Genomic DNA, 20,312 nt, shown 5'->3' with positions numbered 1-20,312 from the left:
ACGCGGCACGTTGTGACCGGCCGACACGTATTACACGTTACGTATCGTTGTCAAAGAAGGCATTGCCCCCGGTGAAGTTGTCGAACTTCGTGTATTCACCCAGGAACGTGAGACGAACGGTACCAATCGGGCCGTTACGCTGCTTACCGATGATGATTTCGGCCGTCCCCTTGTCCGGAGAGTCGGGGTTATACACCTGGTCACGATAGATGAACAGGATCACGTCGGCATCCTGTTCGATAGCGCCGGATTCACGCAAGTCCGACATCACCGGCCGCTTGTTCGGGCGCTGCTCCAGGCTTCGGTTCAACTGCGACAGCGCAATCACGGGGCAGTTGAGTTCCTTCGCCAGGCCCTTCAGCGAGCGCGAGATTTCCGAGATTTCGGTCGCACGGTTTTCACCGCCGCCCGAGCCCGACATCAGCTGCAGGTAATCGATGACGATCAGGCCGAGCTGCCCGCACTGCCGGGCAAGCCGGCGCGAGCGCGCACGCAATTCCATCGGATTCAACGCGGGCGTTTCGTCAATGAAGAGCTGCGCGTCATTCATCTTCTGGATGGCGTGCGTCAGGCGCGGCCAATCCTCATCGAGCAGGCGGCCGGTACGCAGGCGGTGCTGATCCAATCGACCGACCGAGCCCAACATACGCATGGCGAGCTGCGTGCCCGCCATTTCCATCGAGAACACGGCCACCGGCAAGCCCTGCTCCACGGCAACGTGTTCGCCGATGTTCAGCGAGAACGCCGTCTTACCCATCGATGGGCGACCGGCCACGATGATCAGATCGCCGCCCTGCATACCGCTGGTCATGCGGTCGAGGTCGACAAAGCCCGTCGGCACGCCGGTGATGTCGCTCTGGTTGTCGCGGTGGTACAGCTCGTCGATGCGCTCGACCACCTGCGTCAGCAGCGGCTGGATTTCCAGGAAGCCCTTCTGCCCGCGCGAACCTTCTTCGGCAATCGCGAACACCTTGGATTCGGCTTCGTCCAGCAGCTGGCGCACGTCGCGGCCCTGCGGGTTGAAGGCGCCGGCAGAAATCTCGTCGGCAATCGTCACGAGTTGGCGCAGCACGCCGCGGTCGCGCACGATTTCCGCATATCGGCGGATGTTGGCGGCGCTCGGCGTGTTCTGCGCCAGCGCGTTCAGGTAGGCCAGGCCGCCCACCTCTTCCGCCTTGCCGGCGGCCTGCAACTGCTCGTACACCGTGATCACGTCGGCCGGCTTGGCCTGCGAGATCAGCTTGCCGATATTGTGAAAAATCAGCCGGTGGTCGTAGCGGTAGAAATCGTGCTCGTTGATGAAATCGGCAATGCGATCCCAGGCGGCGTTATCCAGCAGCAACCCGCCGAGCACCGATTGTTCGGCCTCGATGGAATGCGGCGGCACCTTGAGGGAATCGAGCTGGGGATCGGAGGGCGCGTTCATGGCCGGATTATAACGGCGCTGCTCAGTCTTCAATCTGAACCCCTGACACAAAGGACAACAAAAAAAGGCAGAGACTTTCGTCCCTGCCTTCTTGACTCGCGTCGATCGGTGACCCGGGCGCCGCGAGGTACTGCGTGCGTGCTTAGACCGACTCGCCCTGCACCGACACGTTCACGTCAACAGCCACGTCGGTGTGCAGCGACACGACGACCGGGTGGTCGCCCACGGTCTTCAGCGGGCCGTTCGGCAGACGCACTTGCGCCTTCTCGACCTTGAAGCCTTGTGCAACCAGTGCGTCAGCGATGTCGTGGTTGGTAACGGAGCCGAACAGACGGCCATCCACACCAGCCTTTTGCGACAGTTGCAGCGTCAGGCCGTTCAGCTTTTCGCCTTCGGCTTGCGCAGCGGCCAGCTTTTCAGCAGCCAGCTTTTCCAGCTCAGCACGGCGGGCTTCGAATTCCTTGATGGCGGAATCGGTAGCGCGGCGGGCTTGCTTGTTCGGGATCAGGAAGTTACGAGCGTAACCGTCCTTCACGCGCACCACGTCGCCCAGGTTACCCAGGTTGACGACTTTCTCGAGCAGAATAATTTGCATTGTGAGTTCTCCTTATCCCGCTGATTAGTGCTTGTGCTGATCGGTGTACGGCATCAGCGCGAGGAAACGTGCGCGCTTGATGGCCGTGTCCAGCTGGCGCTGATAGATCGCGCGCGTGCCGGTCAGGCGGGCCGGGGTGATCTTGCCGTTTTCGCCGATGAAGTCCTTGAGCGTGTCCAGATCCTTGTAGTCGATCTGCTCAACGCCGGCCACGGTGAAGCGGCAGAACTTCTTGCGCTTGAACAACGGGTTTTGCTGCTGGAAGCGCTTCTTGTTCTTCGCGTCGCGCTGCTTCTTGTTCATGAATGCCATGATTCAATCCTTTACGAATACGTTACATCCGGAGATGTGAAAGACCAGTGCCTTACTGCTGCGGTGCTTGCGAGCCAGGAATCCCACGCAATCCAGGACAGTGCCCGGAGCGATGCGATCCAGAACGGAAGCCATCTTGCCGGCTGCCAGTGCTTCTATCGAAAACTCGATCTGCCGCACTGTCTGCGCCTCCACCGCCTGTCCGCTATAGGCCAGCAGACAATTGACGATCGGCACGCCGGCTGGGGTGTATCGCATCACCTCGCGCTCGACCAGAGTGGCGACGAGCTGCAGGCGGTTGATGGCGTTGTCCCCGTGGGTTTCGTTCATGCTGGTGATGCGCGATCAGGCTTGCGCAGCACCGCGCGCGGCATCAGGCGGCCTGTTCGGTCTGAGCGGCGGCCTTCTTGGCCTCTTCGCGTGCGACTTCCTTCATCATCGGCGACGGCGCCGTTTCAGCCTTCTTGGTCTGAACGATGAGGTGACGCAGCACAGCGTCGTTGAACTTGAACGCGTGCTCGAGCTCAGCCAGGGTTTCCTTGCCGCACTCGATGTTCAGGCACACGTAGTGAGCCTTCGCGAGCTTCTGGATCATGTAGGCCAGTTGACGGCGGCCCCAGTCTTCGACGCGGTGCACTTGGCCGCCTTGCGTGGTGACCGTGCTCTTGTAGCGCTCGATCATCGCGGGCACTTGCTCGCTCTGGTCCGGATGGACGATGAATACGATTTCGTAATGACGCATTGACGCTCCTTGTGGATTAAGCCGCCCGGGCGTCACACTCCGGTGCAGCAAGGTTGGTTAGCCTGCCATTATACGCAGGCTTTGGCGATTTTTTCAATATCGATCAATGACTTGCTGCAGGGAGGCAACTTCTGCCTGGGCGCGCCCCGAGGCCAGAAGCAACGTCAGCAGCACACGCGCCTTATATGGATTAAGCGAACCGCTTGCCGCCCAGCGTTCCGCACCCGGCTGCGCGGGCACCACGCCGGCACCGGTACGGGTTGAGCGCACAACGAAAACACCCTGCTGACTGGCCCGGTTCAGCGCCGCTTCAAGATTGGCGTGGATGGAGCCGGCCCCCGTTGCGGCAATCACCAGCCCCTTCACCCCGGCATTGACCAACGCATCGACCACACGCGCATCAGGCTGCGCATAGCTCGCCAGCACTTCAACCCATGGCCACTGGCCTGCCGGCGGGATAGGCAAGACGTCTTCCGCAGCCACGCGCTGCGCTGCCCGCTGGAACTGCACCTGGGCGTCGAGCACGAAACCCAGCGGCCCCGCATCCGGCGAGACAAACGCCTCCACCGCATAGGTGTGACCCTTCTGCACATCGCGGGCGGCATGCACGCGCTGATTTAGCGCTACCAGAACGCCGCGTCCGCGCGCGGACGGACTGGCGGCGAGCCGTACCGCGTTCAGCAGGTTCAGCGGGCCATCTGCAGACAGCGACGTCGACGGCCGCATCGCCGCCGTCAGAACGATCGGCGTATCGGTCTGCTGCGTCAGGTGCAGCAGCATGGCGGTTTCTTCCAGCGTGTCGGTGCCGTGCGTGATGACCACGCCGTCCACACGCTCGACGTCGATCCAATGACGGATACGCGCCACCAGCTTTTCCCATACGTCGAACGTCAGGTCCTTGCTGTCGATCTGGGCGACCTGCTCTGCGCGCACGTTGGCGAGGCGCTCCAAACCAAGCTTGCTGGCAGCGAGCAGTTGATCGATGGGGACGGCGCCAGCGCGATAGCGTGCGGCGGAGCCAGCGTCGTCAGCAGAGCCGGCGATCGTGCCGCCGGTGGCGAGGATGGCGATGGTAGGCAAGGACATCGTTGCAGACATGCGTGGTGGGCAAGGCGCGCATTGTATCCGCCCGCCCCGCCTTTGCCGACGCGGGATAGCCCTCGGCGCCGGCAAAAACAAAACGCCGGCACACAGGCCGGCGTTTGCAGCGGAAGCCGTATCGATTATTTCTCGACGAAGGCGCGCTCGATCACGTAGTCCCCCGCTTCGCCCATGCGCGGCGAGATCTTGAAGCCGCGGGCATCGAGCAGCTTGCAGGTGTCTTCCAGCATGGCCGGGCTGCCACAGATCATTGCGCGGTCGACTGCCGGGTCCATCGGGGGCAGGCCGATGTCGGCAGACAGCTTGCCGCTGTCGACGAGATCCGTCAGGCGGCCCATATTGCGGAACGGCTCGCGCGTGACGGTCGGGTAGTAGATCAGCTTCTGGCGCACCTGATCGCCGAAGAATTCGTTGTTCGGCAATTCCCGGGTGATGAAGTCGGCATAGGCCAGCTCGCTCACTTGCCGCACGCCGTGCAAAAGCACAACCTTCTCGAAGCGCTCGTAGGTTTCCGGGTCCTGGATGATGCTCATGAACGGCGCGAGGCCAGTGCCGGTGCCGAACAGGTACAGGTTCTTGCCCGGCAGCAGGTCATCCAGCACGAGCGTGCCGACCGGCTTCTTGCTCACCAGCAGCTTGTCGCCCACCTTCAGATGCTGCAGTCGCGACGTCAGCGGGCCGTTCTGCACCTTGATGCTGAAGAACTCGAGATGCTCTTCGTAGTTCGGGCTGGCGATACTGTAGGCGCGCATCAGCGGCTTGCCCTCGACCTCCAGCCCAATCATGACGAAGTGGCCGTTATGGAAGCGCAGCGCCTGATCGCGCGTGGTCTTGAAGCTGAACAGCGAGTCATTCCAGTGATGGACGCTCAGAACGGTCTCTTGATTGAAGGCAGACATGGTGACGTTCGCCGGCCCAACGAGGCTCCATCGGGCTATGTGGCGATGCAATAAATCGGTCAAGGCCTTGATTTTATGCGATTCCCTCCGGCCGCGCCTGCATGGATTGCGCATAAGCTTCTAACCAGTCGCGTAGGTTTTGACGCCGATCAGAAGGACTGGGTGCGCGCGCAACAGGTCACAACAAAATCACTTGCGCTTCCTGCGTCACTGTATAAAATCACAGCACCTGTTCAAATATACAGTACGCCGATGGCCACCCTCACCCCCCGCCAACAGCAGATTTACGACCTGATCCGCCAGACGATCCAGCGCACGGGCTTTCCACCCACGCGCGCCGAGATTGCCGCGGAGTTCGGCTTCTCGTCGCCCAATGCAGCCGAGGAACACCTGCGTGCGCTGGCACGCAAAGGCGTGATCGAACTGACGCCGGGCGCCTCGCGGGGCATTCGGCTGCGGGCGGCAGGCGACACGTCGCAGCATCAGTTCTCGCTGCCGTCGATGGGGTTGATGCAACTGACACTGCCGCTGGTGGGCCGCGTGGCCGCCGGTAGTCCGATTCTGGCTGCAGAGCACATCGATCGCCAATATCAGGTCGATCCGTCGCTGTTTTCTGCGCAGCCCGATTTTCTGCTGAAGGTGCGTGGCATGAGCATGCGCGACGCCGGCATTCTGGACGGCGATCTGCTGGCCGTGCAGCGCGCCGCTGAAGCGGCCAACGGCAAGATCGTCGTGGCTCGACTGGGCGATGACGTCACGGTCAAGCGTTTCCAGCGCAAGGGCCGACATGTCGAGCTGATCGCCGAGAACCCCGATTTCGAACCGATCCACGTTGATCTGGATCGCGATGAGTTTCATCTGGAGGGCTTGGCCGTCGGTCTGATCCGGCCTGCTGCTCCGTAAAGCCCCAGGCGCATTTCTGCGCCAAACCTTCGTCGTTTGATCCAGCCTGGAGGTGAGCCATCGGCTCGCCAGGGTGGAGTCTTGCCACTCGCTTTTCCACCCGAACTCACGAGGTCTGCCATGCGACTCGGATCGATGTCTTCCCGCCGCCGCCCGGTACAGCCGGTGCCCTTCCGCCAAACCCAGGGCGTGCGCATCTATCAGGGGGAGCAGCGCCGTACGATGGTCGGCAGCATGGCCGCCATCTGCCGCATGCTGGATGCGATCCCGGTGGGCTCACGTGCCGCTGGGGCTGAAAGCTGCTGAGGAAAAGAACGACGGGCAAGGGCTGCAAACCGCGGTGCGGCGCCCGATCAGGGCATACCCCAATGCTGCCGCCGCAACTGATTTCATACACTTGCCGTGCCCTGAGGACAGGGCTTTCTTCAACTGATTTTCGGCCCGCCGTTTGAGCGGGCTGTTTTTTCTGTCCGCAAGTTGCTGCAGCGGCACATTCGACGGTGTTCCACTAGCAAAACGGACGTTTACCCGGATGTTGTTTGGCGTACGTGACAGTAGTATTGCCAATGCCCTCAGGGGCAATGAGATCGCTGAATTCGAAGCCCGCACATCGCGGGCTTTTTTTTCGCCATAACATGGCGGCGAGCGGCTAAACGCTCCCCTCTTTCTCGACGACGAGAATCCGTGCCTCGCCACGCGGGTGCGCCACATGCTCGCAACCGATACCGGCGAAGAAAATGTCGCCGGGTTCCAGCGTCGCGACCTTCTCTTCACCGGCTTCGCGGTAATGCATGTCGACCGTGCCGTGTAGCACCACGAACACCTCCTCGCCGTCGTTTACGTGCCAGCGATAAGGCTGGTCCGTCCAATGCAGGCGCGTGGTAATGCCGCTCATATTCGCAATATCGAGCGCACCCCAGGCACGCTCGGCAGTGAACGACTTGGCGCGGATGATGTTCATGGCCGTCCTCCAACGGTTACTGCATCGACTGCAGATTGCCGATGCGCACCAGCATCTCGGTGAACATCTGCATATCGAGGTCGAGGTCCGGCACTTCCTTGTACTCGTTGGCGTTGTGCGCGGTGTACTTCTTGCCCGGCATGGCGGGGCCAAAGTTGATGGCGTTTGGCATCAGCTTGGCCGTCGTGCTCCCGGCCGTCGGCACGGGCTTGGCATCGAGGCCAGTGGTGTCGCCGTAGATGTTGAGCAGCGTGGACAGCCACGCGCCCTTCGGATCGCGCGCCATCCAGTTGCCCTGATCGTGGTTGATCTCAACGGCGACATGGTTGGCATTGGCCCATGCGTTGATCTTGCCGGCGATCTCTCCGCGCAGGGCGTCGGGCGTTTTGCCGCGCGGCATGCGCACGTTGGCGGTCACCTCCACGCGGCCATTCTTGTCACCGATCACGGTGGGCGAAATGGTGAGCGGGCCCATGAAATCATCCTTGTAGGCGACGCCCATGGTGTTGCCGAGGTAATCGGTGCCGTAAACGTCGGTCAGATACCGCACGGCGTGGGCGTAGGCGTTGTCTGCCAGGCCAAGATCGGCTGCGCGCAGGAGCAGCGCCAGGCGCGGCAGCGGGTTGACGCCCTCTTCCGGACGCGAGCCGTGCGCCGACGTGCCGGTCACCTTCACGACGATGCTGTCCGCCGTGCGCGCGATGTCGATTGAGAACTTGCCTTGCGCCGCTAGGCTGTTCACAAACGCGTCGCGCTTGGCTTCCAGCGCGGCGGCGGCCACGCCCAGATCCCCGCCCTTGAGCGTGGCCGTGGCCGTTTGTGGGATGGAACTGGCCGACGCCGCGCCCGTCATCGCGACGATGGCGGTATGCGAAGCGTCGCCAGCCTGCGCTGGGAAGAAGACTTTCAATGCGCCCGTGCCTTTCTCTGCCACCACGGCCGGATACTTGCTGTCGAGCACGATGTTGTACGCGGGCAATTGGGTGTGCTCGCGGTAGTACTTCATGCCGTCACCGCCGGTTTCTTCGGTGGTTTCGATCATCAGGCGGATCGTGCGGGCGAGCGGCACCCCGCTGTCCTTGACCGTTTTCATGGCATACATCGCGGCGGCGATCGAACCCTTGTCGTCAATCGTGCCGCGGCCGTACAGCAGATTGCCGACACGCGTGACCTTGAACGGATCGAGCTTGGTGCCGTCGCCGAGCACCCATTCCTCCGCCTTTGCGGGCACAACGTCGGCGTGGGTCAGAATGCCGAATTCGTCCGAGCCGGTGCCTGGCAACGTGACTTCAAAGACGCGGTTGTCGACGTTGCGGTATTTCAGGCCGAAGTCTCGCGCCATGCCCTCGACCAGCTTGCCAAACGCGACGATGGCGGGGTTTTCGTACTGCGGGATCTTGTCGTCGCGCACCGTGGGCAGCGCGACCATCTTCTCGATCGACGCAATCACGGCCTGCTGGTTGTGCAGGCGGTTGTACAGACCCAGCAGCGCCCGATATTGACGAGGTCATCGCCGGCAAGCGGGGCTTTCTTCTGATACGCAGCGACACTGCCTGCGACTTGTGGATCGGCCTTCGCGGCTGCCGTGAGAAAGCTGTTCAGGTCAGCCGATGCCTTGGATTGTTCGGCGGCGAGCAGCGCGTCGAGTTGCGGTTTCTGAAGCGTGGCGGCAAAGGCGCCGGCGCCGCAAGCCAGCGACAGTGCGATCGTCAGCGAAGACAGGCCAATACGGGCAGTGCGTTGCATCGAAGTGGATTCCGGGAAGGGCGAAGGCGCCATCATAGGGGCGAAGCGCGAGCCACGCATTGTGCAGCGCGAAAAATGCTAAGCCACGCCCACTGCGCGGTATGCTGGGAGCTTTCCAAGGAGGCCTGCCGCATGGAACCGTCTCTGGATACCGCCCCTGGTCTGCTGAACGTGCTCGAAGAACTGCGCCGGCGCGAGCCCATCTTCCATCGCCCCGAGTTCGGCACGCGCCGCGAAGACTTCGAGCGCATGACCACGGAAGACTTCTGGGAAACCGGTGCGTCAGGCCAACGCTACAGCCGCAGCTATGTGCTCGGCGTTCTCGATGCCCGGCACGGCCATATCGGCGAGGATTTCTGGCAAACGCGCGATTTCCGCTGCCAGGAGATCGCGCCGGACAACTACCTGCTGACGTACACGCTGGTGCAGTCGAACCGCACAACGCGGCGGGCGACGTTGTGGCGGCGAACGGCGGATGGCTGGAAGGTTGTGTACCACCAAGGCACGGTGGTCGCTGACGCATAGACATTGCGCACAGATGCAAAAAAGCCCGCAAAAGCGGGCTTTTTTACTGAAACTTTGGGGTGACTGATGGGATTCGAACCCACGACAACCAGAATCACAATCTGGGACTCTACCAACTGAGCTACAGCCACCGTCGTACGAACAGCAAAACTGACAGCTGCTCGGCGAAAAACGAGATTATACAAACATTCTTCCGGCGTGCCTAGGGGGTCGTGCGATTTATGCTGCGACCGCCTCCTCGTTCGATTCTTCGCCGCGCCGCAGGTGCGCCCGCGCTTCGTCGAACAACGCATGCGCGTCGGCCAACGTCTTCACGCGGCCGAGCGCCTTGGAATCCGACAGCACGCGGCGCCAGCCACGCGCCCCGGCCACGCCGCGATACAGCCCCAGCATGTGCCGCACCGCCGCCCCCGCGTAGCCGCCGCGCTCAACCCAGCGGCCGACGTAGCGGATCATCGCGTCTTCCACCTCGGCGCGCGTGGCGGCCTCGGTGCCTGCGCCGTAGTACCGCGCATCGAACGCGGCCATCAGATGCGGATGGTGATACGCCTCGCGGCCGATCATGACGCCATCAACGTGCGCAAGATGCGTATCGATCTGCTCCAGCGTCTGCACCCCGCCGTTGAGCAGAATTTCCAGATGCGGGAAATCCCGCTTGAGCTGATAAACGACTTCGTAGCGCAGCGGCGGAATCTCGCGGTTTTCCTTCGGGCTCAGGCCTTTGAGGATGGCGTTGCGCGCGTGGACGATGAATGTCTCGCAGCCGGCCTCGGCGATGGTGCCGACGAAATCCCGCACAAAATCGTAGGTCTCGATGGCGTCGATGCCGATGCGGTGCTTGACCGTGACCGGAATCGACACCGCATCGCGCATCGCCTTGACGCCCTGCGCGACGAGCTTGGGCTCGGCCATCAGGCACGCGCCAAACGCCCCTCGCTGCACGCGCTCCGACGGGCAGCCGCAGTTGAGGTTGATTTCCTTGTAGCCCCACTGCTGGCCGAGGCGCGCGGCCTGAGCCAGATCATGAGGTTCGCTGCCGCCCAGTTGCAGCGCCACGGGGTGCTCGACTTCGTCGAAATCGAGGTGACGCGGCACGTCGCCGTGCAGCAGCGCACCGGTGGTCACCATTTCCGTGTAGAGCCACGTGTGGCGCGAGATCTGGCGATGGAAGAACCGGCAATGTCGGTCAGTCCAATCCATCATGGGCGCGACCGACAAGCGGCGGGGGTTCGGCGTGGGGCGTTCAGCGGTCACAGCAAGTCAACGATTCAACATCCAGGCGCGCAGTTTACCGGTTCTAGTCCGACAGCCCCAGCAGCGGATGCTGCTCACGGCGCCAAGGCGAAACAAAGAAGGCGGCGACTTCGTCCTCGCGCACGGCGTCGATGCTGGCGTGCTTCCACTTGGGCGCATGGTCCTTGTCGACGGCGAGCGCGCGAATGCCTTCGATACCGTCGCCTTCGGCAAACACGTGCGTCATCATGTCGAGTTCGCGGCGCAGCTCATCGGCCAGCGTAGTGTGGCGGCCGCGGCGGATCAGCTCCAGCGTCACCGCCATCATCAACGGCGAGCGCTTGGCCATGTGCGCAGCGGTCTGCGCGGCCCATTCGGCATCCGTGCTGCCGGCCAGATCCGCGAAGATGCCTTGCACGCTGCCCTGGCTGAAGCAGGCATCGATCGCCTCGCGGTGCGGCGCGATGATGGCCTTGGCATCATCGGGCGCCGATGCGGCTTCGGTAAAGCACGCGGCGATCTGCTCGGCGCTGCTCCAGTTGCCGTCGCGCAGACGCTGGACGATGGCCGCCAGCGCCTCGGTAGTGACGTGGCAATCGGCGAGGCCAACCGACAGCGCGTCCGCCGCTTCGATCATCTGCCCGGTCACCCCCAGGTATTCGCCCACATGGCCCGGCACGCGCGCCAGGAACCAGCCGCCGCCCACATCCGGAAACAGGCCGATGTTGGTTTCGGGCATGGCCATCTTCGTGCGCTCGGTCACCACGCGCAGCGATGCGCCTTGCGAGATGCCCATGCCACCGCCCATCACCACGCCGTCCATCAGCGCGATATACGGCTTGGCATAGCTGAAGATGAGGTGGTTGAGGCGGTATTCCTCGGTGAAAAAGGTGATGAGCTGCGGGTCGCCGGCCGTGGCGGCGCGGTGGAAGAAGCGGATGTCGCCGCCGGCACACAGGGCCTTGCCGCCCTCGCCACGCAGGATGACGGCGTGGACTTCCGGATCGTGCTGCCACGCCAGCAGCGCATGCGACATCGTGCGGATCATCTCCAGCGACAGCGCGTTCAGCGCCTGCGGCCGGTTCAGCGTCAGCCAGCCGATGCCGCCGCGTACTTCGGCGATCACGTTGGGTTGAACTTCAGCCTGGGGCGCGGGGGAAGCGGTGGATTGCATGTCTCGGATGTTGTTGTGGGAATAACGGCACGCACTGTACACGACCGCGTATTGAAGCGAGGAAGGGCTCTAGCGTGCCCCCTTTCGCGGCGCGGGTGTTGGGCGTATACCTGCCGGTTGGAGACAACACACATCACAACAATCCAATGACCCCTGCCAACGCCGCCCCGGGCGCGTCGAGTTTCGACCCCGGCCTGATTCTGCTGGCCTTCGCGCCGGTTTTCCTGCTGACCATCGGCGCCGAAGCGTGGTACTGGCGCAAGCGCGACCCGTCCGTCTACAGCTTCAAGGACACCGTTTCAAACGCCTGCCTCGCGCTCATGCACCAGGCGTCGGATGCATTCTTCCTGTGGCTGATGATCAAGACGGTGTACGCATGGACGTACAGCCACGGCCTGCGCGCGGTGCCTGAAACGTGGTGGTCATTCGTGCTGCTTCTGCTGTTGCAGGATTTTCTGTACTACTTCTTCCACCGCGCCAGCCATCGCGTGCGCTGGATGTGGGCCTCGCATGTGACGCACCACTCGTCGGAAGGCATGAATTTTTCGACAGCATTCCGCCAGAGCCTGACCTATCCGATTTCCGGCATGTGGCTGTTCTGGATTCCGCTTGCATGGATCGGCTTTACGCCGGACTGGGTGATCCTGGCCGTGGGCCTGAACCTAGCGTTCCAGTTTTTCGTCCATACGCGGCTGGGGGCGCTGGATTCGCGCAACGCGGGCTTCTGGCGGTGGCTCGGGCAATACGTGAATACGCCGTCGGTGCATCGCGTGCACCACGCCAAGAATCCGCAGTACATCGACCGCAACTACGCCGGCGTGCTGACCATCTGGGATCGCATGTTCGGCAGCTTCGTGCCGGAGGAGGACGCCCCCGTTTTCGGCATCACGCGGCAGGTCCACACACACAACCCGATCACCCTCACCTTCCACGAATGGCGCGACATGTGGGCCGACGTGTTTCGCGACCGGGACATTCGCTACCTGTGGAAACCGCCGGAGTGGCGCAGCCCGCGCGCTGCAGTCACGGCCGAGGCGATGCCGCTCACATGAACGGCGGCCCGAAGCGGGTGGCGACGCGATCGGTGGAATCGAACAGATCGCGCAGCACGGCGCTCGTGCACGTCGGCTGCACGTACAGATAAAACGCCACTTCGGGCAGGCGCGGCAGGCCATCGGCTTCTGTCAGCACGCGCATGTTTGCGTCGAGCAATTCGGTCGTGCGCGCCGTCACGCCCAGCCCCGCGCTGATCGCGGCCTTGATGCCCGTCAGCGTGGGCGACAGATAACTCGTGCGCCACGGAATGTGGTGCGCATCCAGGCATTCGATCGACAGCTGGCGGAACAGGCTCAGCTCGTCGGCCATGACCAGCGGCACCGGTGCGGCGGGATTGAAGATGAAGTCTTCCGCGCAGATCCACACCATCGGCGACGTGCGCAGCTTGATGCCGGGAAAGGCATCGTCATAGCGCGTGGAGATCGCCAGATCGAGCGTCTTGTCGCGCAGCGCGTCCATCAGGAACGGGCTGCGGCCAACGTTGATTTCCATCTGCAATTCCGGCGAGAGCTTGGACAGCCGACGCAGCAGATTCGGCAGGATCGAATCGGCCACATCGTGCGGCGAGCCGATCCGGATTTTCTCGATCGGGCCACCGGTCTGGATGACCTGCACGGCCTGGTCGTTCAACGCCAGGATCTTGTGCGCATAGGCAACGAGCCGCACGCCATCGGGCGTCATCGTCTTGTGGCGGCCGCGTTTTTCGAACAGCGCGCAGCCCATTTCCTCCTCCAGCCGCTGCATCTGCTGCGTGACCGCAGACTGCGTGCGCCCCACCCGCGCCGCTGCCGCGGCAAACGTTTCGTGCTGTGCGATCGCCACGAATGTGCGCAGCAGATCGATGTCCAGATTTCGCATCTCGGCCCCGATACTTCGGAGTTTCTAATCGTTTCCCGCCAAAAATTAAATTGTTCTGCGCGATTCTGGCCGATAACCTGCCCGAAACACAAATAACACTGAACGAACAATACGTTCAGGCAGACACCCGAGCCGCAGGGGCATCGCGGTCCGACACTGAATCGGTTTCATACAAAGGAGGAGCATCATGCGGGTATGGAAATGGGCACAAGCCGCGGCAACCCTCGCCTTGGGCACGCTGGGCGTGGCGAGCGTGGCGCATGCCGACGCGCTGGCAGACATCAAGTCGCGCGGCACGCTCGTCTGCGGCACCCAGAACGCCAGCGAGCCGTATGCCTTTCCCGACGCCGCAACGCGGCAGATCGTCGGCTTTGACGTGGATGTGTGCAGCGCATTGGCCAAGGGCCTAGGCGTCAAGCTGGAGCACCGTGCGCTGTCGACCGATGCCCGCATTCCCGAACTGAAGACGCATCGCGTGGATGTGCTGGCCGCTGCCGTGGCGTGGATGCCGGCGCGCGCCGCGCAGGTCGATTTCAGCAACCAGTATTTCGTTGCGCCGATCCGTGTGCTGGTGCGGGCCGACTCGCCCATCCAGACGCTCGATCAGCTTGCCAACAAGAAGATCGCCGCGTCGGAAGGTTCCAGCTCGGCAGCCGTGTCGGTGACGCGCCTGCCGGATTCGCGGCTGCTGACATTCCACGATATTTCGTCGGCGTATCTGGCGTTGCAGCAAGGCAAGGTTGATGGGCTGGTGGCGGGGCAACTCGTGCTGGCGCGCTTTGCCAACGAGGCGGCGCAGAAAGGCGGCCAGCAATATCGGCTGCTGAGCGCGCCGGTTTATGAAGAGCGCTGGGGCGTGGTGATGAACAAGAACGAGCTTGCGCTCATGGCGGCCGTCAACAAGGTGCTGGCGGATTACGACCAGTCGAACGGCCTGCAGACGAGCTTCGACAAGTGGCTCGGCGCCAAGTCGGTCTACAAGTTCTGGCGCGACTACAAGGTCGAACCGATCAAGCCGCAGTAAGCCCCGGGCGGCCGACATGTTCGATCTCTCCTTCCTGCTCGAAGACGGCTATTTGCGCCTCTTGCGGGACGGCATTCTGACCACGCTGCGTCTGTTTGTCGTCTCGGGCCTGCTGGCCATCGCCGTCGGCGTGTCGCTGGCAACGCTGCGAGCGCTGCCGGTGCGCGTGTTCAAGGCGTTCGTCATCGTGGTTGTGGAATACCACCGCAACGTGCCGATGCTGGTGCAGATCCTGGTGTGGTATTTCGGCGTGCCGCAGCTGCTGCCGGAATCGCTCAAAGCCTGGATCAACGCCGGCAATACCGAATTCTTCTTTGCGGCGATTGCCTTGGCGCTGAACTCCGGCGCGTTCATCTCCGAAGACCTGCGTTCGGGCCTGCGTGCGATTCCGCATACGCAGCAGGAGGCGGCGTGGTCGATCGGGCTCACGCATCTGCAGGCGCTGCGCTACGTGATCCTGCCGCAGGCAATTCGCGTGGCGCTGCCCGCGCTGCTCAACCAGGCATTGCTGTTGTTCAAGAACAGCTCGCTGGCGATGGCAATCGGCGTGCATGAACTGCTTTACCGTACCCGGCAGATCGACAACCTCACCTTCCGCACCTTCGACGTGTTTCTCATCGCCACGCTGCTGTATCTGCTCGGCACGCTCGCGTTGATGGCACTGTCGGAACGCGTGGCCAAGCGTCGAACGACGCCGCTGGGGGTCTGACGCCATGCTTGAAATCCTGCATGACTATCTGGCGTTGTTCCTGGTCGGGTCGTGGCCGAATGGACCGCTCGGCGGCGTTGCGGTGACGCTGGTGCTCTCGGTGCTGGGCTTGGTGATGTCGTTCCCGATTGCGGTGCTGATCGGTCTGGCACACGTGAGCCCTTGGCGCTGGCTGCGTCGCACTGCCGGTGTGTGGTCGCGTCTGGTACGCGGCATTCCGCTGCTGATGATCATCTTCTGGGCGTACTTTGCAGTGCCGCTGCTGGTGGGCAAGGAGGTGTCGGCGTTCACCACGGCCGTCTGCGCAATCATCGTCTACGAAAGCGCATTCCTCTCGCAGATCGTGCGCGCCGGGCTCGAAGGCCTGCCGCGCGGGCAGATGGAAGCCGCGCGCTCGAATGGCCTGTCGTGGCTGCAGAGCATGCGCTACGTGCAGCTGCCGCAAGCGCTGACCAACATGCTTCCGTCGATCGTCAACCAGTTCGTGTCGATCATCAAGGCAACGTCGCTCGCCTATGTGATTGGCGTGCCGGAGCTGACGTACTCGGCCGCGCAGGTCAACACCATCACGCTGACCAAGCCGCTGGAGACGTTTCTCGTGCTGGCAGCCTTCTACTTCGTTTTGTGCTTCGCCATCTCGCGATTTGCGGGACAGCTGGAGCGCCGCATTGCCCGCCATCGCGCCGGGCTTGCCTAGGAACAAACCCTGCCGGAGACCCCATCCCATGCTGGCATTTGAAAACGTCGACAAGTACTACGACGACTACCACGCGCTCAAAGGCATCCACGCCACCATCGCGCGCGGTGAAGTCGTCGTGGTGTGCGGCCCCTCGGGGTCGGGCAAATCCACGTTGATCCGCACGGTCACGCGGCTGGAGGCCATTCAGGGCGGATGCATCCGTTTCGAGGGGCGCGATGTCCATGCCCGCGATATGCGCGTCAACCAGTTGCGGGCGCGCATCGGCTTCGTGTTCCAGAACTTCAATCTGTTCCAGAACCTTTCGGTGCGACAGAACCTGATTCTCGGGCCGACCAAGGTGCTCGGTCTGTCGCGCGACGAAGCGACGGCGCAGGCCGAGGCGCTGCTTGCCAAGGTGGGCCTTGCCCACAAGATCGACGCGATGCCCGCCAACCTGTCGGGCGGCCAGCAGCAGCGCGTGGCCATTGCGCGGGCGCTGGCGATGAAGCCGCCGCTCATGCTGTTCGACGAGCCGACCAGCGCGCTCGATCCCGAGATGGTGCAAGAGGTGCTGCACGTGATGCGCGAGCTGGCCGGCGACGGGCTCACGATGATGATCGTGACCCACGAGATGGGCTTCGCGCGCGACGTATCGAGCCGCGTCTGGTTCATGGACCACGGCCAGCTGCTGGAGGACGCGCCGCCCGACCAGTTCTTCAGCCGCCCGAAGCACGCTCGCGCACAGCGCTTCCTGCAAGACGTCCTGCGACCTGCACCTCGCATTGCCGAACTCGTCGCCTGACGCTGATACCGACAACGACAACAACGCCGCGAAATACAACGCAAGGCGCCCCAATCCCTCAGGAGAATCCATTCATGTCCCCGTCTCTTCCTCAACAACGCCAAGCGGCCGTGATCGATGCCATTGCCGCCATGAAAGCCGCACTCGCGTCTGAAGACGAAACGCGGCCCGCGCTGGCCGACGTGCTCGAGCAGGTCAAAGGCCTCGCCGCGCGCACCGAGTTCTGGCAAGACACCGATTTCCCGGCCCCTGCCGACGGCGAGCTGCACGCCCGCTACCTGATCCACGAAGACGCCGACCAGACCTACGCGCTGTACCTGAACGTCATGCGCCCCGGCAAGAAGATCACGCCGCACAACCACACCACGTGGGCCTGCATCGCCGCGGTGGACGGCACGGAATACAACTATGTCTACCGCCGTACCGACGACCGCGCCACGCCCGGTGTCGGCACGCTGGAAATGACCGACACCGTCGTCGTCGAGCCCGGCACCGGCATCGCGCTGGCGGCCGAAGACATCCACGCCGTCGAGATCAAGGGCGAGGCGCCGATCCGCCATCTGCACATGTACGGACGCGCGCTCGAAACGCTGACCGAGCGCATCACGTTCGACCTCGAAACCGGCCGCTATCAGACCATGGGCATCGGCGTGAAGACGCGCCGCTAACCGGCCAACCACAACCCGAATCGCGTTGCCTGCAATCCGCGCTGCGTGCGCGGAGGGCGTCGTTCACCCTTTTGATTCGTTTCGCATCGATATGACATCGTTCGTTACCGCCAAGACCCTGAAAGCGTGGCTGCACGACGGCGCCGAGATCGCGCTGTTCGACGTGCGCGAGCACGGCCAGTACGGCGAAGCCCACCTCTTCTACGCCATCCCGCTGCCGTACAGCCGCCTTGAGATCGACGCCCCGCGCCTTGCGCCTCGCCGCGCTGTGCGCATGGTCATTTATGACGACAACGACGGCGTTGCCGAGCGCGCGGCCGAACGCCTGAACGCCATCGGCTACAGCAACGTGCACGTGCTGCAAGGCGGCGCACAAGGCTGGTCGCACGCAGGCTTCACGCTGTTTGCCGGCGTCAACGTGCCGTCCAAGACCTTCGGTGAACTCGTCGAGATGGCGTACCACACGCCGCGCGTCACCGCGCGTGAACTTGCGGCCATGCGTGAACGCGGCGACGACGTCGTCATCGTCGATGGCCGCCCCGTCAGCGAATACCTGAAGATGACGATCCCGTCGTCGATCTGCTGCCCGAACGGCGAGCTTGGGCTGCGCATCCGCGAGCTTGTGCCGGACACGACCACGCCGATCGTCGTCAATTGCGCGGGCCGCACACGCAGCATCATCGGCGCGCAGACGCTGATCAACCTCGGCATCCCGAACCCGGTGATGGCGCTGGAGAACGGCACGCAAGGCTGGTATCTGGAAGACCTGCCGCTGGAGCACGGCAGCACGCGGCGCTATCCCGATGTCATTGCCCCGGCCACCGTCAAAGACATGCGCGACGCCAGCCAGCAACTCGCCACACGTTTTGCCGTGCCCGAGGTGGATGCGGCAACGCTCGCACGCTGGGTCGCAGAAGGCGAGCACAGCCTCTTCCTGTGCGATGTCCGCACACCGGAGGAATTCGCCAAGGGCAGCCTGCCGGGTGCGCAGCATGCGCCGGGCGGCCAGTTGATCCAGGCAACCGACCAGTACGTCGGCGTGCGCCATGCCCGCCTTGTGCTGTTCGATGCCGACGGCGTGCGCGCGCCAATCGTTGCAAGCTGGCTGCGGCAACTCGGCCACGATGCCTATGTGCTGCGTGACGGGTTGAACAGCAATGCGAGCCTGCCGGCGCCCGCAACGGCGCTGCCGCAGCCGTTGCCCGAGATCAGCGCGCAGGCACTTGCCGGCGCGCTGGCGGCAGGCACCGTGCACGTCATCGACTTGCGTCCCAGCATGACCTTCCGCCGTGCCCATGTGCCTGGCGCCACTTGGGCCATTCGCCCGCGCCTGCCGGCCCTGGCCGCTGACCGCGATACCGTCCTGATTGCCGACGACCCGCGCATCGCACAGCTCGCCGCCGCAGATTGGGCCGCACGCGCGCCGCAGGCCGCATCGCGTCTCAAACTGCTTGCCGGAGGCATTGCCGCGTGGACTGCCGCCGGCTACGCCACCGAAGGTTCCGACAGCGCACCGCCCGACGCCGATTGCATCGACTATCTCTTCTTCGTGCATGATCGGCACGACGGCAACAAGGCTGCGGCCAGGCAATACCTGGCCTGGGAAACCGGCCTCCTCGCCCAGCTCGATGCGCAGGAACTTGGCGCCTTCCGCGTGGGCGCCGCTGCCGTACAGCCATGACACGCAACCGACAGGATCTACACACCATGTCATCGCAGAAAACGGAGCCACGACTGGCCACCCGCCTGGTCAAAGGCGGCACCTCGCCGGCGTTTGAAGGCGGCCGGGCCGTCAACCCGCCCGTCGTGCGCGCCTCCACCGTGCTGTTCGATTCGATGGACGACATGAACGACGCGCGCCGCCGCCGCAGCACAGTACGCATGTTCACCTACGGCGCGCGCGGCAACCCGACGGGCTTCGCGCTGGAAGACGTCGTCGCGCAACTCGAAGGCGGGTATCGCACGCGACTTTTCCCGACCGGGCTGGCTGCCATCTCCATGGTGTTCCTCGCGTTCGCGCGCCCTGGCGATCATGTATTGATTGCCGATTGCGTCTACCAGCCGCTGCGCCATTTCGTCGATACGTTCCTGCGCCCCTGGGGCGTGGAGGTGACGTACTTCCGCGCCGACGGCACCGATGTCGCACTGCAACTCAGGCCGACGACCAGGCTCGTCTACGTGGAATGCCCCGGCTCGCTCGTCTACGAGATGTGCGACCTGCCTGCGCTGGCTGAGATCGCGCATCGCCATGGAGCACTCGTCGTCGCCGACAACACGTGGGGCTCGGGCCTCCAATACCGTCCGCTCACGCTCGGCGCAGACGTTTCCATCATGGCGGCGACCAAATACCTCAGCGGACACTCCGATGTGATGATGGGCACAGTCACCACCACGCAAGCGTGCTGGCAAACCCTCGCCACGATGTGCGACGCGCAGGGCGTGGCGGTCAGCCCTGACGATGCCTACCTCGTGCTGCGCGGCACCCGCACGCTGGCGGCGCGCCTTGCCATGCACGAACGCCACGCGCTGGAGATTGCACGCTGGCTGGTGGCACGGCCGGAAGTCGCGCGGGTCTTCTGCCCCGCCCTTCCCGAGGACCCCGGACACGCCCTCTGGCAACGCGATTGCACCGGCACCAACGGACTGGTCTCATTCGAATTCGCTCGAGCCGATCCGCAAGCCGCCGCGCGCTTTGTCGACGCGCTGACGCTGTTCGGCATCGGCGCCTCTTGGGGTGGGTTCGAGAGCCTGGCGACTGTCAGCAACGTGGCGGGCACGCGCACCTGCACGGCTTGGTCCGCCGCCGGCCCGATCGTGCGCCTGCACATCGGACTGGAAGACCCGCAAGACCTGATCGACGATCTGGCGCAAGCCTTCGCCCGCGTTCAGGCATAACGCG

Annotated in this window: 22 protein-coding genes, 1 tRNA gene and 1 pseudogene; 11 read left to right on the top strand and 13 right to left on the bottom strand. The window is 63.5% G+C overall.

Translation table 11 applies throughout. From position 1 onward, the window contains the following. Positions 1 to 37: 37 nt before the first annotated feature. The 7 genes from FUT88_RS01735 to FUT88_RS01705 all read right to left on the bottom strand — a co-directional run bounded on the left by FUT88_RS01735 (position 38) and on the right by FUT88_RS01705 (position 5,075). On the bottom strand, positions 38 to 1,426 hold the full coding sequence (locus FUT88_RS01735; RefSeq protein WP_027677550.1) for a replicative DNA helicase: 1,389 nt from the start codon (positions 1,424 to 1,426) through the stop codon (positions 38 to 40). 142 nt (positions 1,427 to 1,568) lie between these two features. Then, a complete protein-coding gene (gene rplI, locus FUT88_RS01730; RefSeq protein WP_027677551.1) occupies positions 1,569 to 2,021 on the bottom strand; it encodes a 50S ribosomal protein L9 in 453 nt (150 codons plus the stop codon). Positions 2,022 to 2,045: 24 nt separating this feature from the next. Beyond that, positions 2,046 to 2,324 carry a 30S ribosomal protein S18 gene (gene rpsR, locus FUT88_RS01725; protein WP_037022304.1) on the bottom strand — a complete coding sequence of 93 codons (279 nt, stop codon included), beginning with the start codon at positions 2,322 to 2,324 and terminating at the stop codon, positions 2,046 to 2,048. Positions 2,325 to 2,336: 12 nt separating this feature from the next. After that, a complete protein-coding gene (priB, locus tag FUT88_RS01720) occupies positions 2,337 to 2,663 on the bottom strand; it encodes a primosomal replication protein N (protein WP_147213554.1) in 327 nt (108 codons plus the stop codon). A 43-nt stretch (positions 2,664 to 2,706) separates the two neighbouring features. Next, positions 2,707 to 3,075 (bottom strand): 30S ribosomal protein S6, encoded by a 369-nt coding sequence (rpsF, locus tag FUT88_RS01715; protein WP_027677553.1) that lies wholly within the window; start codon positions 3,073 to 3,075, stop codon positions 2,707 to 2,709. Positions 3,076 to 3,168: 93 nt separating this feature from the next. Beyond that, complete coding sequence (locus FUT88_RS01710; RefSeq protein WP_147213573.1) at positions 3,169 to 4,161, bottom strand: asparaginase; 993 nt, start codon at positions 4,159 to 4,161, stop codon at positions 3,169 to 3,171. 137 nt (positions 4,162 to 4,298) lie between these two features. Then, positions 4,299 to 5,075 (bottom strand): ferredoxin--NADP reductase, encoded by a 777-nt coding sequence (locus tag FUT88_RS01705; RefSeq protein WP_147213553.1) that lies wholly within the window; start codon positions 5,073 to 5,075, stop codon positions 4,299 to 4,301. Between the two features lie 252 nt (positions 5,076 to 5,327). Here FUT88_RS01705 and lexA point away from each other — a divergent pair, with 252 nt between their 5' ends. Next, positions 5,328 to 5,978 carry a transcriptional repressor LexA gene (gene lexA / locus FUT88_RS01700; RefSeq protein WP_147213552.1) on the top strand — a complete coding sequence of 217 codons (651 nt, stop codon included), beginning with the start codon at positions 5,328 to 5,330 and terminating at the stop codon, positions 5,976 to 5,978. 120 nt (positions 5,979 to 6,098) lie between these two features. Further along, positions 6,099 to 6,284: a hypothetical protein gene (locus FUT88_RS01695; RefSeq protein ID WP_147213551.1), complete on the top strand. Its 186-nt coding sequence runs from the start codon at positions 6,099 to 6,101 to the stop codon at positions 6,282 to 6,284. A gap of 343 nt (positions 6,285 to 6,627) precedes the next feature. On the opposite strand, the gene FUT88_RS01685 is transcribed toward FUT88_RS01695, so the two are convergent. Beyond that, on the bottom strand, positions 6,628 to 6,939 hold the full coding sequence (locus tag FUT88_RS01685; RefSeq protein WP_147213550.1) for a cupin domain-containing protein: 312 nt from the start codon (positions 6,937 to 6,939) through the stop codon (positions 6,628 to 6,630). 16 nt (positions 6,940 to 6,955) lie between these two features. Next, positions 6,956 to 8,685: pseudogene (locus tag FUT88_RS01680) on the bottom strand (dipeptidase). 132 nt (positions 8,686 to 8,817) lie between these two features. Here FUT88_RS01680 and FUT88_RS01675 point away from each other — a divergent pair. Further along, complete coding sequence (locus FUT88_RS01675) at positions 8,818 to 9,210, top strand: DUF4440 domain-containing protein (protein WP_027677559.1); 393 nt, start codon at positions 8,818 to 8,820, stop codon at positions 9,208 to 9,210. Positions 9,211 to 9,265: 55 nt separating this feature from the next. Here FUT88_RS01675 and FUT88_RS01670 read toward each other — a convergent pair. The 3 genes from FUT88_RS01670 to FUT88_RS01660 form a co-directional block, all read right to left on the bottom strand. Beyond that, positions 9,266 to 9,341: transfer RNA gene (locus FUT88_RS01670), tRNA-His, on the bottom strand. Between the two features lie 88 nt (positions 9,342 to 9,429). Then, positions 9,430 to 10,464 carry a tRNA dihydrouridine(20/20a) synthase DusA gene (gene dusA, locus FUT88_RS01665; protein WP_147213549.1) on the bottom strand — a complete coding sequence of 345 codons (1,035 nt, stop codon included), beginning with the start codon at positions 10,462 to 10,464 and terminating at the stop codon, positions 9,430 to 9,432. Between the two features lie 43 nt (positions 10,465 to 10,507). After that, complete coding sequence (locus FUT88_RS01660) at positions 10,508 to 11,617, bottom strand: enoyl-CoA hydratase/isomerase family protein (protein WP_147213548.1); 1,110 nt, start codon at positions 11,615 to 11,617, stop codon at positions 10,508 to 10,510. A 146-nt stretch (positions 11,618 to 11,763) separates the two neighbouring features. On the opposite strand from FUT88_RS01660, the gene FUT88_RS01655 reads away from it, so the two are divergent. Beyond that, a complete protein-coding gene (locus tag FUT88_RS01655; protein WP_147213547.1) occupies positions 11,764 to 12,669 on the top strand; it encodes a sterol desaturase family protein in 906 nt (301 codons plus the stop codon). Here FUT88_RS01655 and FUT88_RS01650 read toward each other — a convergent pair. Next, positions 12,662 to 13,531 (bottom strand): LysR substrate-binding domain-containing protein, encoded by an 870-nt coding sequence (locus FUT88_RS01650; protein ID WP_027677563.1) that lies wholly within the window; start codon positions 13,529 to 13,531, stop codon positions 12,662 to 12,664. The genes FUT88_RS01655 and FUT88_RS01650 overlap by 8 nt on opposite strands. Before the next feature lie 187 nt (positions 13,532 to 13,718). On the opposite strand from FUT88_RS01650, the gene FUT88_RS01645 reads away from it, so the two are divergent. From FUT88_RS01645 to metC, 7 genes are all read left to right on the top strand, one after another. After that, positions 13,719 to 14,555: a transporter substrate-binding domain-containing protein gene (locus FUT88_RS01645; protein WP_147213546.1), complete on the top strand. Its 837-nt coding sequence runs from the start codon at positions 13,719 to 13,721 to the stop codon at positions 14,553 to 14,555. A 16-nt stretch (positions 14,556 to 14,571) separates the two neighbouring features. Beyond that, the gene (locus FUT88_RS01640; RefSeq protein WP_147213545.1) at positions 14,572 to 15,264 is read left to right on the top strand and encodes an amino acid ABC transporter permease; all 693 of its coding nucleotides are present in this window, start codon (positions 14,572 to 14,574) and stop codon (positions 15,262 to 15,264) included. Positions 15,265 to 15,268: 4 nt separating this feature from the next. Then, the gene (locus FUT88_RS01635; RefSeq protein ID WP_147213544.1) at positions 15,269 to 15,961 is read left to right on the top strand and encodes an amino acid ABC transporter permease; all 693 of its coding nucleotides are present in this window, start codon (positions 15,269 to 15,271) and stop codon (positions 15,959 to 15,961) included. Between the two features lie 28 nt (positions 15,962 to 15,989). Further along, positions 15,990 to 16,745 carry an amino acid ABC transporter ATP-binding protein gene (locus tag FUT88_RS01630; RefSeq protein ID WP_147213543.1) on the top strand — a complete coding sequence of 252 codons (756 nt, stop codon included), beginning with the start codon at positions 15,990 to 15,992 and terminating at the stop codon, positions 16,743 to 16,745. 74 nt (positions 16,746 to 16,819) lie between these two features. After that, the gene (locus tag FUT88_RS01625) at positions 16,820 to 17,413 is read left to right on the top strand and encodes a cysteine dioxygenase family protein (protein WP_147213542.1); all 594 of its coding nucleotides are present in this window, start codon (positions 16,820 to 16,822) and stop codon (positions 17,411 to 17,413) included. Positions 17,414 to 17,504: 91 nt separating this feature from the next. Then, positions 17,505 to 19,094 (top strand): rhodanese-like domain-containing protein, encoded by a 1,590-nt coding sequence (locus tag FUT88_RS01620; protein WP_147213541.1) that lies wholly within the window; start codon positions 17,505 to 17,507, stop codon positions 19,092 to 19,094. Positions 19,095 to 19,120: 26 nt separating this feature from the next. Beyond that, the gene (gene metC, locus FUT88_RS01615) at positions 19,121 to 20,308 is read left to right on the top strand and encodes a cystathionine beta-lyase (RefSeq protein WP_147213540.1); all 1,188 of its coding nucleotides are present in this window, start codon (positions 19,121 to 19,123) and stop codon (positions 20,306 to 20,308) included. Positions 20,309 to 20,312: the final 4 nt, after the last annotated feature.

This window comes from Ralstonia sp. TCR112, from assembly GCF_007997035.1.
Lineage (GTDB): Bacteria > Pseudomonadota > Gammaproteobacteria > Burkholderiales > Burkholderiaceae > Ralstonia > Ralstonia edaphi.
Note: the sequence above shows the minus strand (reverse complement) of the source record. Positions and strands in the feature narration are given on the sequence as shown.